We start from the raw sequence: 15,235 nt of genomic DNA on the forward strand, positions 1-15,235 counted from the left end.
ACCAGAACGACGATTGCAAATGAAATTGGCAGAGCGGTAATTTTCATGAGATGTATCCGATGGGCTAGGCACTTTCCCTATAATTGAATTAAAAATAAGCCGATTTTACGGCAACTGCCATGCGTTGTTCTTTCGATAGGCAAAGTTACCTATTCACCTTCCCTGAACAAAAGCGCATATTTCCCGCACAAGGCGAAACTTGCAAAAAGTCATATTGTTGCCGGTTTTGTTTACTAACGTTAAGGGAGTTTGACGTAGGTTGCTTCGAAACGTCGATGCAATTCTCGGAAGGAGACCAATGTGAAAATTTTAGCCGTTGATGACGATCCGTTCATCCTTGAGCTTCTTCCTGCAATGTTCGAACAGGCGGATTTGAACGACCTGCACACAGCCCCTTCAGGCCCCGCAGCACTCGAGATGATCGGGGCAGCAAAAGTGCCCTTTGACTGCCTTTTGTTAGACGTTGATATGCCTGAAATGGACGGCATCGAGCTTTGCGGCAGGATTCGTACGCTTCCAGGGTATGAAAACAAGCCGATCCTGATGCTGACAGCGAAGACTGATTCCATCTCGATCGAAAAAGCCTTTGCCGCAGGTGCAAATGACTACATCGCAAAGCCTTTCAATCTTAAAGATATTTATAACAGAATTCGCGTGGCCGAGCGTTTGCTGGTCTCTTCAAAAACGATAAAACGCATTGATACCAGCGACTTATCAGAAGATGGTACACTGATACCCCCGGATATCAACCTCGCCGATAAACTATATTTGGCGAATGTGGGCCGCCTGATTCTATCGTTCTCACTGGGGAATTACATCACCCAGCTTGAACGCAGTGAATTGGATAAATATCAGGTATTTTGCGTTTCTATTGACGATGCTGAACATCTGTTCGATCAAATATCCCATCACGACTACGTCCACGTTCTGACCAGCTTGGCCGATACGTTGTCGGACCTTATTACCTGCCCCCACCTGCTTATGTCGTACGAAGGCAATGGTGCATTCCTGTGTATCACGCGCGATCCAAACCTGCCCGAATGGGACCGGATGGAAACAGGGTTACAGGCGAAAATGGACGTATTGAATTTGCTCCAAGGCGACGCCAACGGCAAATCCATCAGTCTGTCAGTCGGCACCCCCATCCCACCGAATGCGAACCGAACTCAGCGGGTTAAAAAGACTTTTGAACGGGCGCTGTCGCGCGCCGAATCGCGCTATGCAACAAAATGCGCAGCGGCTTAAGGTTCAGTTGATCGGGAACTGAACCAAACAATGCGCGGCATGCTTGCGATAGTCTTCAAGCGTCTGATCGATCGTGCGACGGTCGCGCAAAATGGTCATGGCCGTCTTTTTCTGCCCGCGCGTTCCGCTCACATGCCGTTCTAGAATAAGGACAGTAACCCCGAGCATCACCGTCTTTTGGTCCTCACCAATCATTTCTGCCCGAGCCAATGTGACCGCCGTATGGGCGATCATATTTGCGCAACGCAAAGCTGCAGCTTCCTCGCCCTCATAGGTAAGGGCCAGCACGGCACCGGACAGTACAGACCAGACGATAGCAGTCGAGATCAGAAGCTTCAAAACGCTTTGAACGTCATCGTCGTGAGCGAGCGCTCAATGCCGTCGATGTCCAGAAGGTTATCATTGATATAGACGCCGATGTCTTTGCCCGACGGAATGTACAGCTTCATCAAAAGATCAAAATCGCCAGATGTTGAATACAGTTCGGAGTGTATTTCCCGCAGAGCGACCTCTTCGGCAACGCGATAGGTTGTGCCCGGCCGACACCGAATCTGAATAAACACGCAGGTGGACATGGGGAGACTTTCGACTATTTGCGACAGGCCCAAGCTGACATAAGGCGGGTATCGCCGCAATCGCTGATTAACCCAGACCTGACTAAAGACGCTTGGACTTGGCGCGACGGTTTGCACTGCTATAAGATACCGAAAGACAAGGATACTCACGTGCGCAAGACCACCATCAATCGCTCCACTGCTGAAACCGAAATCAGTGTCGAAATCAACCTAGACGGAACAGGTTCCTATGCCAATCAAACCGGTATTGGTTTCTTTGACCATATGCTCGACCAACTGGCACGCCATTCGTTAATCGACATGAAAATCTCCGCGAAAGGTGATTTGCATATTGATGACCACCACACAGTGGAAGATGTGGGGATCACACTTGGGCAGGCCCTTAGCACTGCCCTTGGCGATAAGCGCGGAATTCGTCGTTACGGTGCCTGTCTGTTGCCAATGGATGACGCGTTAATCCGCACGGCGCTGGACCTTTCAGCGCGTCCCTTTCTGATCTGGAACGTCGATCTGCCCACCGCGAAAATTGGTAATTTTGATACCGAACTGGTACGTGAATTCTTTCAGGCACTCAGCACCCATGGCGGCATCACGCTCCACATCGACATGCTGCACGGCATTAATAGCCATCACATCGCAGAGGCTGTATTCAAGTCCGTTGCCCGCGCTCTGCGCGACGCAGTTGAGACGGATCCGCGTAAAGCGTCCGATATACCATCTACCAAAGGTGCGCTTTGACGATGTTGACAGCGATAATCGACTACGAGTCGGGTAACCTTCACTCGGCCCACAAAGCGTTCCAACGGATGGCGCGGGAATGTGATGCAGGTGATGTCATCGTTACCGCGGATGCCGATATTGTTGCCCGCGCTGACCGTATTGTGCTGCCGGGTGATGGTGCGTTTCCGTCGTGCATGGCAGCTTTAAAGGGTCAAAGCGGGATCTATGCCGCTATGATCGAAGCAGCCGTAGAGAAGGGGCGCCCTTTCCTCGGCATTTGTGTCGGCATGCAGTTGATGGCATCCATGGGCCGCGAATATGAGGATACGGCAGGGCTCGATTGGATTGAAGGTGAAGTAACCAAAATCACGCCGCGAGACCCCTCTTTGAAGGTGCCGCACATGGGCTGGAATGATTTGGTCATCGACCACCCTCACCCTGTTTTTGATGGTATCAAGACTGGCGATCATACCTATTTTGTACATAGTTATCATATGGACGTGCGTCATAATTCAGAACGTCTGGCCCATGTCGATTACGCAGGCGACGTCACCGCAGTCATTGGTCGCGACACCATGATCGGCATGCAATTCCATCCTGAAAAGAGCCAGACTACCGGTCTTCGCATGATCGCAAATTTCTTGAACTGGCGCCCCTAACAACGGGGATGCCTTCTATCGGAGGCGCGTCCAGATCATCTCGTTGCAAGCATCGCCGATACAGGTCTGTAGCCGCATCGCATTGCCATGGACTAACATTGTCGCCTTGCGCATTTCCGAGGCAGAAGTCCCCAGCAATGTGCCGACATAGCTGCCATCAGGCTGCGGTTTCATATCCCAGAATACCCGCTTACCAACCGCGGTTGAGCGCTTGTCATATCCACGCCGGTCTTTGGCACGTTCAACTGTCCCACACAGCGCTGGCCCACAGGGCTTTGCGCGTACATGAACAACTAACCCATTAACATCCGGTGTAGATTTCCAAACACCTTCGACGACATCAGCAAATACAGTGGTCGAAGAAACTGCAAAAATAGCAGCACAGTAAATATATTTTAATAAAAACATCGTATCACTCCCCCAAGCGACACATGCCTTACAGCTTTTTAGCAACGCACCAAAAAACCAAGGCGCGAGTGCATCCTACACCCGCGCCCCGATTCGTGCAAATTTAGCCAGATTACGGTACGCTCAGAGGTTTATTTAACCCGCTGCCAGTCCTGTTTAGAGCACAGCAATCCGCCAGCCACACAACCAGAAAGCTTTAGGCTGTTGCCCGCGACCGTCATCTTGCCGATGTATATTTTGTTATTCGAAGGCCGCCAGACTTTACCGGCGTATTTACCGCTGCCGTCGGGCTTCATGTCGATAACCAGCTGCTTGCCAATATTCTCGGATTTGTACTCGCCAGACGCATTGAACGTCCGCTGGATCGTCCCACACACCGCGGCACCACAAGGGCCTATTTTGACATGTGCATAGGCCCCGTCATCCGGTTGCGTCTGCCAAACGCCTACCGCGGGATCCGCTGCCATCGCGACCCCGGCAAATCCCAAGCTCGCGATGACCGCAAAAATCGTCTTTTTCATCATATATCCTCCCGATATGACCGTAGATTGAAGCGATTATGACGATTCAGGCAAGCTTGACGTAGGGGACACCTCTGCCGCGTTGCAATAGAGCGCGCAGCGTGGCAATTGAAGCCAACTCCCCCAAAGCCAAGGGCAACGCTATGATCCTCTACCCCGCTATCGACCTCAAAGATGGGCAAGCCGTACGTCTCGTGCACGGCGACATGGAAAAATCTACTGTTTTCAACGACGACCCCGCGGCTCAGGCGCAGTCTTTTGTTGATGCCGGTTGTACTTGGCTTCATCTTGTGGACCTGAACGGCGCGTTCGCCGGCACGCCGGTTAATGCTGCCCCAGTCGAAGCCATACTAAAGTCCTGCAAAGTTCCTGCCCAGCTTGGCGGTGGAATCCGCGATATGGCGACAATCGAAGCCTGGTTGGATAAAGGCCTAGCACGCGTGATTTTGGGCACTGTCGCTGTCGAGAACCCAGCACTCGTGCGCGAAGCCGCCCGCGCTTTTCCAGGCAAGGTTGCGGTTGGTATTGATGCTAGAAACGGTCGCGTGGCGACGAAAGGCTGGGCTGAAGAAACCGATGTAATGGTTACCGATCTTGCTAAATCGTTCGAAGATGCCGGCGTCGCGGCGATTATTTATACGGACATCATGCGGGATGGTGCCATGGGAGGCCCTAATATCGATGCGACCGCCGCATTGGCCCGCGCTGTAAACATTCCCGTCATCGCCTCCGGCGGCGTAAGCTCTCTTGCTGATCTTCAAGCGCTGAAAAAAACCGGCGTGATTTCCGGTGCCATTTCCGGCCGGGCGCTTTATGATGGTGCAATCAACCTAACCGAAGCATTGAAGGCGCTTGCCTAAGCTTCCAACTGGTTTCAAATTCTCGGGTGGTTTGTGGGGGGCGGACAGCCGTCCAACCGCTTTCGCCCGCCCCCGTCGCGAGAAAGATCACATGCTAAAGACCCGTATCATTCCTTGCCTCGATGTCGCTGATGGTCGCGTTGTCAAAGGCGTTAACTTCGTTGGTCTTCGCGATGCAGGCGATCCCGTGGACGCAGCAATCGCGTATGACGCCGCGGGGGCCGACGAGCTTTGTTTTCTTGATATTCATGCAACCCACGAAAACCGCGGCACAATGTTCGATCTCGTGACGCGTACTGCCGAACACTGCTACATTCCGCTAACAGTTGGCGGTGGTGTCCGCGCTGTCGCAGATGTGCGTGCGCTGCTCTTAGCCGGGGCCGACAAGGTTAGCTTTAATTCTGCCGCAGTGGCCGACCCAGATGTCATTGCACGTGCTGCCGATCAGTTTGGCAGTCAATGTATCGTATGCGCGATCGATGCGAAAACCGTCGCTCCCGGAAAGTGGGAAATATTCACCCACGGCGGTCGTAAGGCCACGGGCATCGACGCGGTCGAGTTTGCAAAGACCGTCGCAAAAAAAGGTGCTGGAGAGATTCTTCTTACCTCCATGGATCGAGACGGTACCAAACAAGGATTTAACATTCCGTTGACGCGAGCCATCTCCGATGCAGTTTCCGTTCCTGTGATCGCTTCCGGCGGGGTGGGCACCCTGGATCACTTGGTCGATGGCGTGACCAAGGGCGGCGCTTCTGCAGTCCTAGCAGCGTCAATTTTTCACTTCGGCGAATTCACGGTCGCTCAGGCTAAACAACATATGTCCGATGCCGGTATCCCTATGAGGCTCTCATGATGCTCGAAGATTTATTTGCGACGATCCAGTCTCGAAAGCATTCGGATCCCTCTAGCAGCTGGACCGCCCAACTGCTAGCCAAAGGGCCTGAGAAGTGTGCTGAAAAGTTCGGCGAAGAGGCCATAGAAGCAATTATCGAAGCCGTTAAGGATGACAAAGCAAAGCTGACCTCAGAGGCGGCGGATGTGCTGTATCACCTTCTCGTCATGCTTGCGTCGCGAGATGTGGCGTTGTCCGACGTATTCGCCGAACTGACCCGCCGCCAACACCGAAGCGGTCTGGCTGAAAAAGAATCTCGCTGACGCGCACCAAACTTAGTGGCGCAGTGCCGCTCATTTACGGCATCACGACCTAGCGCAACATCTTTGATCGCGACGGGTTCAAGCGAGCTTCATCCAAATAGCCTCTGAAACTCGATTTTCGGGCATCTATTCTGAATCACAGCTACACCCTTTGCTTCAGCCTTTGCCGCAGCGACAGGATGCTGGACCCCAATTTGCATCCAGATAGTGCCAAGATCGGGAAATACCTCCAATGCCTCGTCAACAATTTCGGGGACCGCTTCGGACCGCCGAAATATATCGACCATATCGACTGGCCCTTCTATATCGGACAATCGCGCCAATACAGTCGCATCAAACAAGGTCAGTCCCGCATGCGCTGGATTGACCGGAACGATATCGTAGCCTTTCGTTAGCAAATACTGCGCGACATAGTAGCTCGGCCGCGACGGGTTCATTGAGGCCCCGACAACAGCAATGCGTTTCGTATTCTTAAAAATCTTCGTCAGCTGAGTGTCTGAGTAATGCATATGTCTTACTAAACTTTAAATGCGCCCAAAAAAAGCGCCCTTCACGTTAAACGTGAGGGCGCAAAGGTACGGAACGAGGGACAGTTAGGTGATCAGCAGGAGTTCCAAGCCTGCCGTCATGAAAGACAAATAAGAATGATTTGCTTCATTCAAAGAGCTTCTGACATATCCGTGAACAAACTATGAAGACATCAGCTGTTTTTTGCCATCCCCTTTAGCAACGATTAAAATAACTCAAAAAAGTTCCCGTTCTTATCCGCCACTTCATTCGCGATTTTCGAACGTCATGTTGTCTTTTTCTTAAGTTTTTGGGTTTAGTCACACGGTCATCGGCACGGGCTTAAGCCGAATGAAATTTTTACACAGCGCTTTTACATTCCTGCGGCTGGCGGGAAGATACAGGAGGTTGATACGTCGGGACCCGTTTTTTAATCGTGCAACGGAGCCCTATATTAAGCACAGGCCAGCTCGCGCCGCCCTGTGCCTAAATTAAGGGCCGCTTTGCTGCCGCGATAACCGCAGCTTGCAATCCCTACAGGAGGCTAAAAGAAATGCTAGCTATGGTCGCGCGACGCATACAGCGCGATCGCAGCTGCGTTTGACACGTTGAGAGAGCCAAACCCGCCCGTGGCGTCTATGCGTACCAAGGCATCCACCGTCTCTTTGGTCTTCTCGCGCAAACCCGGCCCCTCTGCCCCAAGAACAAGCGCGACGGGGCGGTCTCGCTTTCCTTCAAGTACGGATTCAACCGTTGCTTCGGCTTCGCCGTCTAGACCAAGAACGAGATACCCCATGGACTGAAGCTCTTTTATCGCGTCGGCCAGATTCCGAACGCGCAAATAGGGCTGTCGCTCAAGCGCCCCGCTCGCAGTTTTCGCGAGTGCGCCGGTTTCGGGCGCGGCATGGTGGCGCATCCCAACAACGGCGGATGCGCCCAATACCTCTGCTGAACGCAGAATTGCGCCAACATTATGGGGGTCCGTCACCCGATCAAGCAACAATACCCGCGGGGCCTCTGCACCGATGCAGACATCCTTCAGTGAGCCCCAGCTTAGTGGCTTTACTTCAAGCACGGCACCCTGATGGACCGAGCCTGGATCAAGCGGAGGACGGAATTTCCGGGGGTCAACGACTTCAGGCTCTATGCCAGCTTTGACGATTGCCTCTTCCAACTTGATTTGCGCGTTGGGGGTCACCATCAATTTTATTTTTTCTCGCTCAGGGTTTTCGAGCGCATCACGCACCGCATGAAGCCCGAACAACCAAACTGTTTGGTTCGCATCCGCCTTCTTTTCCTGCTCTTTTTGTACAACCCACTTAGGTTTTTTCATGACCGAACCTTCTATCTTTTTTCGCAAGGCAAAATTCACTGCAGTTTACACAGGTTTTCGCCTTGACGCTTATACTGCCCGCTTGTAATCACGCCTTCACAGCCGGTGCAATGCACTGGGTTAAAGTGTGGGCGACAGGCCGCAAGGTGTGGCAGGGGACTGTAACTCCCTCGCGGAGACGCACGCCTGGTTCGATTCCAGGGTCGCCCACCACTTTATCCTCAAATTATATGCTGAAGTATAGCGACATACTCTTTTGTCGCGTTGTGTTTGAGCATGGTTTTGTGACACACGTTAGCTGTTGAGTTTGCTTACGCAGAAATAGGGGTGTGCGTGTGGCCCAAGCTTCCGAATCGGATCAGATATTCAATATCGCTATTGTCGGCCAACACGGGCGGCTAGCGTATGAGGCACTTCTTTTTGCCGCTTCGCTGCGCCACAACAGCCCAGATTTCAAAGGCAAACTTTATGTAATGGAGCCTCAGCCAGGCCCGTTATGGTCCACTGATCCGCGGATCAAAAATCCTGATATTATTTCAGCTTTGCAGCATCTCGGCGCTAGCATCGTCCCCTTTGAAACGCATCACTTTGGAGACGCGTATCCCTATGGCAATAAAATCGAAATGCTCAGCGCGCTTCCCAAGGGGGAGTCGTTTGTGTTCTTTGACACAGATACATTGCTCACGGGTGATCTCGCCTCAGTTCCGTTCGATTTTGACCGCCCGATGGCCTCTATGCGCCGCACCAACACTTGGCCCGTTCCTCAGCTTTATGGGCCCCAGTACGGGGGCCTGTGGAAATCTCTCTATGATAAATTTGATCTAGATTTCGATAGCAGTCTCGATCATGGCCAGCCCGATGACTATTGGCAGCGCTATTTATACTTTAACGCAGGTTTCTTTTTTTATCGCTGTCCCCATGAATTTGGCGCAAAGTTTCTTGAGTACGCTTTGGCAATTCGGGATGATCCGCCGACAGAGCTCTGCGCGCAGTCCTTTGACCCCTGGCTCGATCAGGTTGCTTTACCGCTAGTGATTCACGCGCTTGGGGGAGGACGAGACACTTTGCCAGATGGGATGATAGATGGGTCAATCAGCTGCCACTATCGTTTTATCCCGCTGCTTTACGCGCGTGAACCAGATTATGTTGTTGATCTATTAGAAAAGATTGCGGCACCAAATAAGCTTAAAAAAGTTCTTAAAGGATCTGAGCCGATTAAGCGGATGGTCTATAATGGGCGCGGCCGCAAAGCTCGGGCTCTGTTTGATCAGGCCAACCTGCCACGCAAAGAGCAAGCCATTCGAAATCGTCTAAAATCAAACGGCTACTGGCTTCGGTAGGCATAATCGAAGGTTAGACCCACGCCAGCCAGAAGCATCATAGCCGGTGTCCCTGCGACCTACGGCTTGTGCGCCTACATCGGTTCACCTAACCATATTGCAGACCATTTTAGGGAGAATACTGATGACAGATAGCAGCAATTATGGTTTCGATACCTTGCAGATACATGCAGGGGCCAAACCTGATCCGGCGACCGGTGCGCGACAGACGCCGATCTATCAAACGACAGCCTATGTGTTTCGAGATGCTGACCACGCAGCAGCATTGTTCAACTTGCAAGAGGTGGGATTTATCTATTCTCGCCTGACAAACCCAACCGTTGCGGTCTTGCAAGAACGGATCGCGACGCTTGAGGGAGGCGTTGGGGCTGTTTGTTGTTCTTCTGGGCATGCGGCACAGATCATGGCGCTATTTCCGCTCATGGGGCCGGGTAAGAACATTATCGCCTCTACCCGTCTGTACGGCGGCACGGTGACGCAGTTCAGCCAGACGATCAAACGTTTCGGCTGGTCCTGCAAGTTCGTGGATTTTGATGATATCGATGCCGTCAAGGACGCGGTTGACGACGATACACGCGCCATCTTTGGCGAGGCGATCGCGAACCCCGGCGGCTACATTATGGACGTACGGGCAATTGCAGACGTTGCAGACGATGCGGGGGTACCGCTGATCATCGATAACACAACGGCGACGCCATACCTGTGTCGTCCGATCGAACTTGGGGCGACTCTCGTGGTCCATTCTACGACCAAATACCTCACCGGCAACGGAACAGTTACTGGAGGTTGCATCGTCGACTCGGGCAAATTTGACTGGTCGGCGAATGACAAGTTTCCGTCGCTTAGCCAGCCCGAGCCGGCCTACCACGGGCTCAACTTCCACGAGACGTTTGGCGGGCTGGCCTTTACGTTTCATGGCATTGCCATCGGGTTGCGCGACCTTGGGATGACGATGAACCCCCAGGCTGCGCATTACACGCTGATGGGCACCGAGACGTTGTCGTTGCGGATGGAACGGCATGTTGAAAACGCACAGAAAATCGCGACTTGGCTCGAGAACGATGACCGGGTCGACTATGTCACCTATGCGGGGCTGCAATCATCTCCCTATTTCGAACGCGCGAAAAAAGTGTGCCCCAAAGGGGCCGGTGGTTTGTTCACCTTTGCTGTCAAAGGCGGGTACGATGCCTGCGTCAAACTGGTGAACGCGCTGGAGATTTTTAGCCACGTCGCCAACCTCGGTGATACGCGGTCGCTGATCATCCACTCCGCCTCCACCACGCACCGCCAGTTGAGCCCAGAGCAGCAAGAAGCTGCCGGTGCCGGGGCAAATGTCGTGCGGTTGTCGATCGGGACCGAGGATGCGGTGGACCTGATCGCCGACCTTGATCAAGCTTTGTCCATAGCCACCGCTTAACCATAAAAAACCCCGCCAAAGCCTAATGCTGGCGGGGTTTTCCTTAACCAGAGCAACCTATGGTACGCCCTTGGTCTATCTCAGACGGTTAGTCTGCTTCGACGATTTCAAACTGCAAGGACACCTGAGCGCTAACGTCGACCTCTCCGGTTTCGATGGGCATATCCATGCTCTTCATCTGCGCGCTGCGCATCTCCATTGGGCGAAAACCTTGGCTGGTTTCGGACATGCTAATCACTTTACCAAGCTTAACCCCGGCAGCATCGGCAAGTTGTTGCGCCCGCGCCATAGCATCTGAAACGGCATCTTTACGAGCCTGCTCTAACGCGGCTTCGTTATCCTGCAACCCGAATTGCAAACCATTAAAGTCATTCGCTCCTTCGGCCACCACGGCATCCAGTAGCTGCCCCAGCTTGCTAAGATCGCGCACTGTCACACTCACGGTATTCCCCGCTTCATACCCCGAGACTTGCACAGGCGTTGTGTCGCTGCGAGACCCATTGTCGTATACTGGACGCAGGTAGAGTCCGCTTGTCTGACGGTCGAGACCAGCGATTTTTAGTGAATCTAATTGATCTAAAATTCCGCGCACTTTTTCGGACGTTTGCGCCATTGCTTCCGCTGCAGACGCGGCGCGTTCGCTTACCCCCAAGCGGATCGTGGCCGTATCCGGAGCAATCGAAACGACACCCTGCCCGTTCACGGTGATCCCTTGCGGGGCTTGTTGCGCCAATGCACCAGAAGCAAAACCCGCGCAAAGAATTGCAGCAAATTTGAAAATTCTCATATTTAACATTCGCATATTGTTGATCCTTTTCCTGATAATATCCCCTAGGCTACTGTGTGGCCTTCCGCCAAGTTCGCTGCAAGTCCCATGTGCGCTCGACTCTTTTCATGAGCAAACTACTGCTCTATTCCTTTGCTCTGAACGGGCACACTGTTTTGCTGGCGATCCACGTGGTATTGGCAATCTACTGCTGTCCTGAATGTTTCACCGCCTCCAAGCCTCTAGTAAAAGCGTATCCATGAAGCCTAACTTTGCACTGTCTCTCTCCTTTCAAGGAATTCGCCTGCTGCACCGTGTCCCTAACGGCTGGCGGCAAATTGGCGAAGTCGCGGTCGACGCCGAAGATATGGCCGCCGAACTGGCGACCCTGCGCGCCACCGCCACCGCTCTTGAACCAGGCGGTTTACGCAGCAAGGTTCTGATCCCTAACGATCAAATCAAGTTCATGTCGATCAATACGGCTGGGCTGGACGATCAGGCGCGACGTGAAAAAGCCAAGCGCGCGCTGGACGGGGCCACGCCCTATGCCGTTACGGATCTGGTCTTTGACACACGCAACGATGGCCCCCTCACCCACATTGCCGCCGTCGCGCGCGAAACCTTGATCGAGGCTGAAGCGTTTGCGACGGAGCACCGGTTTCATCCCGTCAGTTTCGTTGCGCAGGCTGACGATCATGATTTCAAGGGCGAGGCGTTTTTCGGGCCGACAGACACGGCCTTCCAATGGCTAAAACCGGGCGAAGAAGTGGAGCCCGATACACAGCCTCTCGTTATTTTGGACGATGTTGCGCCGCCCGAGGAAAAACAATCGCAATCTGACCCTATCGCTGAAACCTCTGTCGCACCTCCAAAGACCGATCTGGGGCGGACTGCGCCGATAATCCAAGCCGAAGCCGAGGCAACGCCCCTCCCTTCCAAAGCCGAAAAGCCAGCGCCGAAGGCCTCGGCTGCTCCCGAACGGACGAGCCAGCAGAGCAGCGATACCTCTGTGGGAACGGCCGCACCGGATGCGCACCCCGTCGCCCAATCGGTCACGCCGCCGTTGGCGAAACCGTCGGCCACCGCGAAAGCACCGGCGATCTCAGGTGGCAAAACGTCTACAGCCTTGGTCGAGAGCAAAGTCCCCCCTGCCCTCGGCGCACCAACAGCAGCGCCGTCGAAGTCGACACCTGCGGCCCCTGCTGCAACGAAAGTCACTGCGGATTTTTCCAGCCGCCGAAGCGCACCACGGGTGGCAGCCGCGGTCGGCCGCGGCCACGTGCAACCACTTGAAAACGCCGGCGGTCCCGTACCAGATAGCAGCTCTTTGACCGGCGCAAAGCCAGCCCGCGAGACCAAAGCCTCGCCCTTTGCATTTCTGAAACGCCTCAGACCTCTCCCTGTACCGCCACCGTCCAAACGAACAAGCGCGAGCGTGCCTGCGGTCACCGGCAAAACCCGCGCCAAAGACGAAAACGAAGCCGACCGGATGACTGTCTTCGGGGCACGCAACGACCAAACTGTCGGGGGCAAGCCCCGCTTTCTGGCACTGGCACTAACAGCGGCTTTGCTGGTGTTTCTGGCAGGTGTTGCGGCTTGGGCTTCCGTATTTCTTGACGACGGGCTAACGCTTTCGCGGATATTTGGCAGCCGTGACACCACTCAGACGGCATCGTCAGCTCCCACACCAACGGAGAAGCGCACGCAGGCCGTAAAGCGCGTTGCAGCCCCCCCTGCGCCGACAAAGCGAGCGACCGATACGACGGTCGCGGCACTTGCCCCCCCGCCGCGCGATGAAAGCGGCCCCGTTCTTGATGCGACGCCTGCGCCACAGACCCTTCGCTCGGTTGAAATGACCGCGCAGGAAATCGAGGCGAAATACGCCACCACGGGCATCTGGGCCCTTGCGCCCAAAACACCTCAGGTCCCTGCGATTTTGAGCTTGGATAACGTGCTCGCAAGGGGTCTTGATCCGGTCAGCACCTCCAATAAAGCAATGGCTTTGCCCAAGCTTGCGTCGTTTGGCGGCGATGTTGTCGACATCATATCGGCACCGCCCGCGACCGCGGGCACAACCTTCAAGCTGGATGATCGCGGTTTGGTCATCCCAAGCGAAAAAGGTACGTTGAATGCAGATGGGGTGCTTGTGTTTGCCGGCCGGCCAGCCCGCGTTCCCCCTGCCACCTTAGCGCGGCCTGACGCACCTAAGGCCGCTGAAGTGATCGAGGCTTCTGTACCTTCCGCTCCGCCCAAGTTCAGGCCCAAATTGCGCCCAGAAGAGCCCGCTGAAGCGACAGACAGCACAAATCTAGAAAATATCAACCTAGATAGCACAAACTCGGACAGCTCTGACACGGATAACTCTGGCTCGGATAACTCTGACACGGATAACTCTGGCTCGGATAACTCTGACAGCGCGATCCGGAACGAGCTCGCCGCACTCCGCCCAACGGCACGGTCCGCTCAGTTGATCAAAGCCGCAGCCGTCGCCCAACAGGCCGAAGTTGACGCTGCAGCAAAAGCGGCGGCCGAGGCGCTCAAGGCTGCGCTTCCTCAGGAACCGGTCAACAACGCCACCCGATACGCGACCGATACCTCCAAACGCCCTGACCTGCGCCCGGGCAATTTTTCCCGCCTCGTGCGCCGTGCCGAACGCGCGCAACCGATGCCGGTAACTGTCACCAGCGCGGCAAAAACGGTGACGCCGCAGGTGGTCAAGCCGGCCGTTCCCTCCAAAACATCGGTTTCAAAGCAAGCGACCGTAAAAAATGCGATCAAACTTCGTTCCATCAATCTGATCGGGGTTTACGGCAAACCTTCCAGTCGGCGCGCACTGATACGGCTTAGCAACGGGCGCTATCAGAAAGTCGCAGTCGGAGATCGTTTGGACGGCGGCCGCGTTTCTGCCATCGGCGAAAGCGAGCTGCGCTATAACCGACGTGGGCGCGATGTTGTACTGAAGATGCCGCGCGGATAACGGCTTGCCGCTTGGATCCCCCCTTTGTCCCATCCACGGACCGAGTATATCAGGTGCAGCGGCGTTCCCTAGATCGACCGAGGTCTCACACCGCCTAAAATTTGAGCGGTAAGAGGCGAGCGGCAATTCGCCAATGCTCGCTCTAGCCATAGGTACGAATTTGCGCGGCAATTCCGTAGTAGGCGGCCAAATTCCAGACCCAAACGGTAATAGGTGCGGGGTTGACGCATTGTTCCTCCGATCTATGTAATATTCTCGCATGGCATTGGATGAGACAGATAAACGCCTTTTGGCTTCGTTGCAGAGTAACGCCCACCTCACCGCGCAAGAGCTCGGAGAGACGTTGAATCTATCGCCTTCCCAGGCAGGCCGACGGCGACAACGCCTTGAATCCGAAGGCTATATTCAGAACTATACTGCGCAGCTCGACCCCCAACAACTGGGGCTTATGGTCCAAGGATTTGTGCAGGTGCATCTAAGCACACATCAACCCGAACATTCAGTCAGCTTCGCGCAGCTTGTAACGACGCACGCTGAAATCGTTAGCGCCTGGACGATGACCGGGGATGCGGATTATTTGCTACGCGTCTATTGTACAGACCTGTCTAGCCTAAACCGCCTGATCCATGAGTGCTGCTGCCCCACCCGGCTGTCGCGAAAGTGCATAGCCAGATTGTTATGGATCAGCCTAAACGAGACGGGCCGCTGCCCATCTGATTGACCCGTTCGGGACCAGCCCGACAAAATGAAAG

At 54.3% G+C, this 15,235-nt stretch carries 16 protein-coding genes, 1 tRNA gene and 1 pseudogene; 11 read left to right on the forward strand and 7 right to left on the reverse strand.

Going from position 1 to position 15,235, the window contains the following annotated elements; translation table 11 throughout:
- Window positions 1-300: 300 nt before the first annotated feature.
- Complete coding sequence (locus ACVBAU_RS13290) at window positions 301-1,245, forward strand: response regulator (RefSeq protein ID WP_448326747.1); 945 nt, start codon at window positions 301-303, stop codon at window positions 1,243-1,245.
- 3 nt (window positions 1,246-1,248) lie between these two features.
- Here the strand turns inward: ACVBAU_RS13290 and ACVBAU_RS13295 are convergent, their stop codons facing one another.
- Window positions 1,249-1,584: a hypothetical protein gene (locus ACVBAU_RS13295; protein WP_448326748.1), complete on the reverse strand. Its 336-nt coding sequence runs from the start codon at window positions 1,582-1,584 to the stop codon at window positions 1,249-1,251.
- Window positions 1,581-1,820, reverse strand: coding sequence for an Lrp/AsnC ligand binding domain-containing protein (locus ACVBAU_RS13300; protein WP_093732457.1), 240 nt, complete (start codon window positions 1,818-1,820; stop codon window positions 1,581-1,583). The genes ACVBAU_RS13295 and ACVBAU_RS13300 overlap by 4 nt, the downstream gene beginning before the upstream one ends.
- 150 nt (window positions 1,821-1,970) lie before the next feature.
- On the opposite strand from ACVBAU_RS13300, the gene hisB reads away from it, so the two are divergent.
- Window positions 1,971-2,558, forward strand: a complete 588-nt coding sequence (gene hisB, locus ACVBAU_RS13305) for an imidazoleglycerol-phosphate dehydratase HisB (RefSeq protein WP_448326749.1) — start codon at window positions 1,971-1,973, stop codon at window positions 2,556-2,558.
- Between the two features lie 2 nt (window positions 2,559-2,560).
- Window positions 2,561-3,199: an imidazole glycerol phosphate synthase subunit HisH gene (gene hisH / locus ACVBAU_RS13310; RefSeq protein ID WP_448329000.1), complete on the forward strand. Its 639-nt coding sequence runs from the start codon at window positions 2,561-2,563 to the stop codon at window positions 3,197-3,199.
- A gap of 15 nt (window positions 3,200-3,214) precedes the next feature.
- On the opposite strand, the gene ACVBAU_RS13315 is transcribed toward hisH, so the two are convergent.
- On the reverse strand, window positions 3,215-3,607 hold the full coding sequence (locus tag ACVBAU_RS13315; RefSeq protein ID WP_237271403.1) for a DUF2147 domain-containing protein: 393 nt from the start codon (window positions 3,605-3,607) through the stop codon (window positions 3,215-3,217).
- A gap of 131 nt (window positions 3,608-3,738) precedes the next feature.
- Window positions 3,739-4,128: a DUF2147 domain-containing protein gene (locus ACVBAU_RS13320; RefSeq protein WP_138922895.1), complete on the reverse strand. Its 390-nt coding sequence runs from the start codon at window positions 4,126-4,128 to the stop codon at window positions 3,739-3,741.
- Between the two features lie 143 nt (window positions 4,129-4,271).
- Between ACVBAU_RS13320 and hisA the strand changes: the two genes are divergently transcribed.
- The 3 genes from hisA (at window position 4,272) to ACVBAU_RS13335 (ending at window position 6,143) form a co-directional block, all read left to right on the forward strand.
- Window positions 4,272-4,988 (forward strand): 1-(5-phosphoribosyl)-5-[(5-phosphoribosylamino)methylideneamino]imidazole-4-carboxamide isomerase, encoded by a 717-nt coding sequence (hisA, locus tag ACVBAU_RS13325; protein ID WP_138922894.1) that lies wholly within the window; start codon window positions 4,272-4,274, stop codon window positions 4,986-4,988.
- A 91-nt stretch (window positions 4,989-5,079) separates the two neighbouring features.
- Window positions 5,080-5,841, forward strand: a complete 762-nt coding sequence (gene hisF / locus ACVBAU_RS13330) for an imidazole glycerol phosphate synthase subunit HisF (protein WP_138922893.1) — start codon at window positions 5,080-5,082, stop codon at window positions 5,839-5,841.
- Entirely contained in the window at window positions 5,838-6,143 is a 306-nt protein-coding gene (locus ACVBAU_RS13335; RefSeq protein ID WP_138922892.1) for a phosphoribosyl-ATP diphosphatase, read from the forward strand. The genes hisF and ACVBAU_RS13335 overlap by 4 nt, the downstream gene beginning before the upstream one ends.
- 89 nt (window positions 6,144-6,232) lie before the next feature.
- Here ACVBAU_RS13335 and ACVBAU_RS13340 read toward each other — a convergent pair whose 3' ends face one another.
- A complete protein-coding gene (locus ACVBAU_RS13340; RefSeq protein WP_448326750.1) occupies window positions 6,233-6,652 on the reverse strand; it encodes a CoA-binding protein in 420 nt (139 codons plus the stop codon).
- A 554-nt stretch (window positions 6,653-7,206) separates the two neighbouring features.
- Complete coding sequence (rlmB, locus tag ACVBAU_RS13345; protein ID WP_448326751.1) at window positions 7,207-7,983, reverse strand: 23S rRNA (guanosine(2251)-2'-O)-methyltransferase RlmB; 777 nt, start codon at window positions 7,981-7,983, stop codon at window positions 7,207-7,209.
- Between the two features lie 129 nt (window positions 7,984-8,112).
- Here rlmB and ACVBAU_RS13350 point away from each other — a divergent pair.
- The 3 genes from ACVBAU_RS13350 to ACVBAU_RS13360 all read left to right on the forward strand — a co-directional run bounded on the left by ACVBAU_RS13350 (window position 8,113) and on the right by ACVBAU_RS13360 (window position 10,740).
- Window positions 8,113-8,196: transfer RNA gene (locus ACVBAU_RS13350), tRNA-Tyr, on the forward strand.
- A 122-nt stretch (window positions 8,197-8,318) separates the two neighbouring features.
- Window positions 8,319-9,323: a hypothetical protein gene (locus ACVBAU_RS13355; protein ID WP_138922889.1), complete on the forward strand. Its 1,005-nt coding sequence runs from the start codon at window positions 8,319-8,321 to the stop codon at window positions 9,321-9,323.
- A gap of 124 nt (window positions 9,324-9,447) precedes the next feature.
- On the forward strand, window positions 9,448-10,740 hold the full coding sequence (locus ACVBAU_RS13360) for an O-acetylhomoserine aminocarboxypropyltransferase/cysteine synthase family protein (protein WP_138922888.1): 1,293 nt from the start codon (window positions 9,448-9,450) through the stop codon (window positions 10,738-10,740).
- Window positions 10,741-10,828: 88 nt separating this feature from the next.
- Here ACVBAU_RS13360 and ACVBAU_RS13365 read toward each other — a convergent pair whose 3' ends face one another.
- Window positions 10,829-11,542 carry an SIMPL domain-containing protein gene (locus ACVBAU_RS13365; protein WP_254700508.1) on the reverse strand — a complete coding sequence of 238 codons (714 nt, stop codon included), beginning with the start codon at window positions 11,540-11,542 and terminating at the stop codon, window positions 10,829-10,831.
- A 223-nt stretch (window positions 11,543-11,765) separates the two neighbouring features.
- Between ACVBAU_RS13365 and ACVBAU_RS13370 the strand changes: the two genes are divergently transcribed.
- Together ACVBAU_RS13370 and ACVBAU_RS13375 are read left to right on the forward strand one after the other, a co-directional pair.
- Window positions 11,766-14,483 (forward strand): hypothetical protein, encoded by a 2,718-nt coding sequence (locus ACVBAU_RS13370; RefSeq protein ID WP_448326752.1) that lies wholly within the window; start codon window positions 11,766-11,768, stop codon window positions 14,481-14,483.
- A 259-nt stretch (window positions 14,484-14,742) separates the two neighbouring features.
- Window positions 14,743-15,200 (forward strand): annotated as a pseudogene (locus tag ACVBAU_RS13375) (Lrp/AsnC family transcriptional regulator).
- Window positions 15,201-15,235 lie beyond the last annotated feature (35 nt).

The sequence above is a fragment of the Sulfitobacter sp. M13 genome (assembly GCF_053474885.1).

Coding starts and splice junctions, on each gene's coding strand:
- ACVBAU_RS13335 (WP_138922892.1), top strand. CDS start 5,838: ATGATGCTCGAAGATTTATTTGCGACGATCCAGTCTCGAAAGCATTCG.
- ACVBAU_RS13340 (WP_448326750.1), bottom strand. CDS start 6,652: ATGCATTACTCAGACACTCAGCTGACGAAGATTTTTAAGAATACGAAA.
- ACVBAU_RS13300 (WP_093732457.1), bottom strand. CDS start 1,820: ATGTCCACCTGCGTGTTTATTCAGATTCGGTGTCGGCCGGGCACAACC.
- ACVBAU_RS13365 (WP_254700508.1), bottom strand. CDS start 11,542: ATGCGAATGTTAAATATGAGAATTTTCAAATTTGCTGCAATTCTTTGC.
- ACVBAU_RS13360 (WP_138922888.1), top strand. CDS start 9,448: ATGACAGATAGCAGCAATTATGGTTTCGATACCTTGCAGATACATGCA.
- rlmB (WP_448326751.1), bottom strand. CDS start 7,983: ATGAAAAAACCTAAGTGGGTTGTACAAAAAGAGCAGGAAAAGAAGGCG.
- ACVBAU_RS13370 (WP_448326752.1), top strand. CDS start 11,766: ATGAAGCCTAACTTTGCACTGTCTCTCTCCTTTCAAGGAATTCGCCTG.
- ACVBAU_RS13315 (WP_237271403.1), bottom strand. CDS start 3,607: ATGTTTTTATTAAAATATATTTACTGTGCTGCTATTTTTGCAGTTTCT.
- ACVBAU_RS13320 (WP_138922895.1), bottom strand. CDS start 4,128: ATGAAAAAGACGATTTTTGCGGTCATCGCGAGCTTGGGATTTGCCGGG.
- hisH (WP_448329000.1), top strand. CDS start 2,561: ATGTTGACAGCGATAATCGACTACGAGTCGGGTAACCTTCACTCGGCC.
- hisA (WP_138922894.1), top strand. CDS start 4,272: ATGATCCTCTACCCCGCTATCGACCTCAAAGATGGGCAAGCCGTACGT.
- hisF (WP_138922893.1), top strand. CDS start 5,080: ATGCTAAAGACCCGTATCATTCCTTGCCTCGATGTCGCTGATGGTCGC.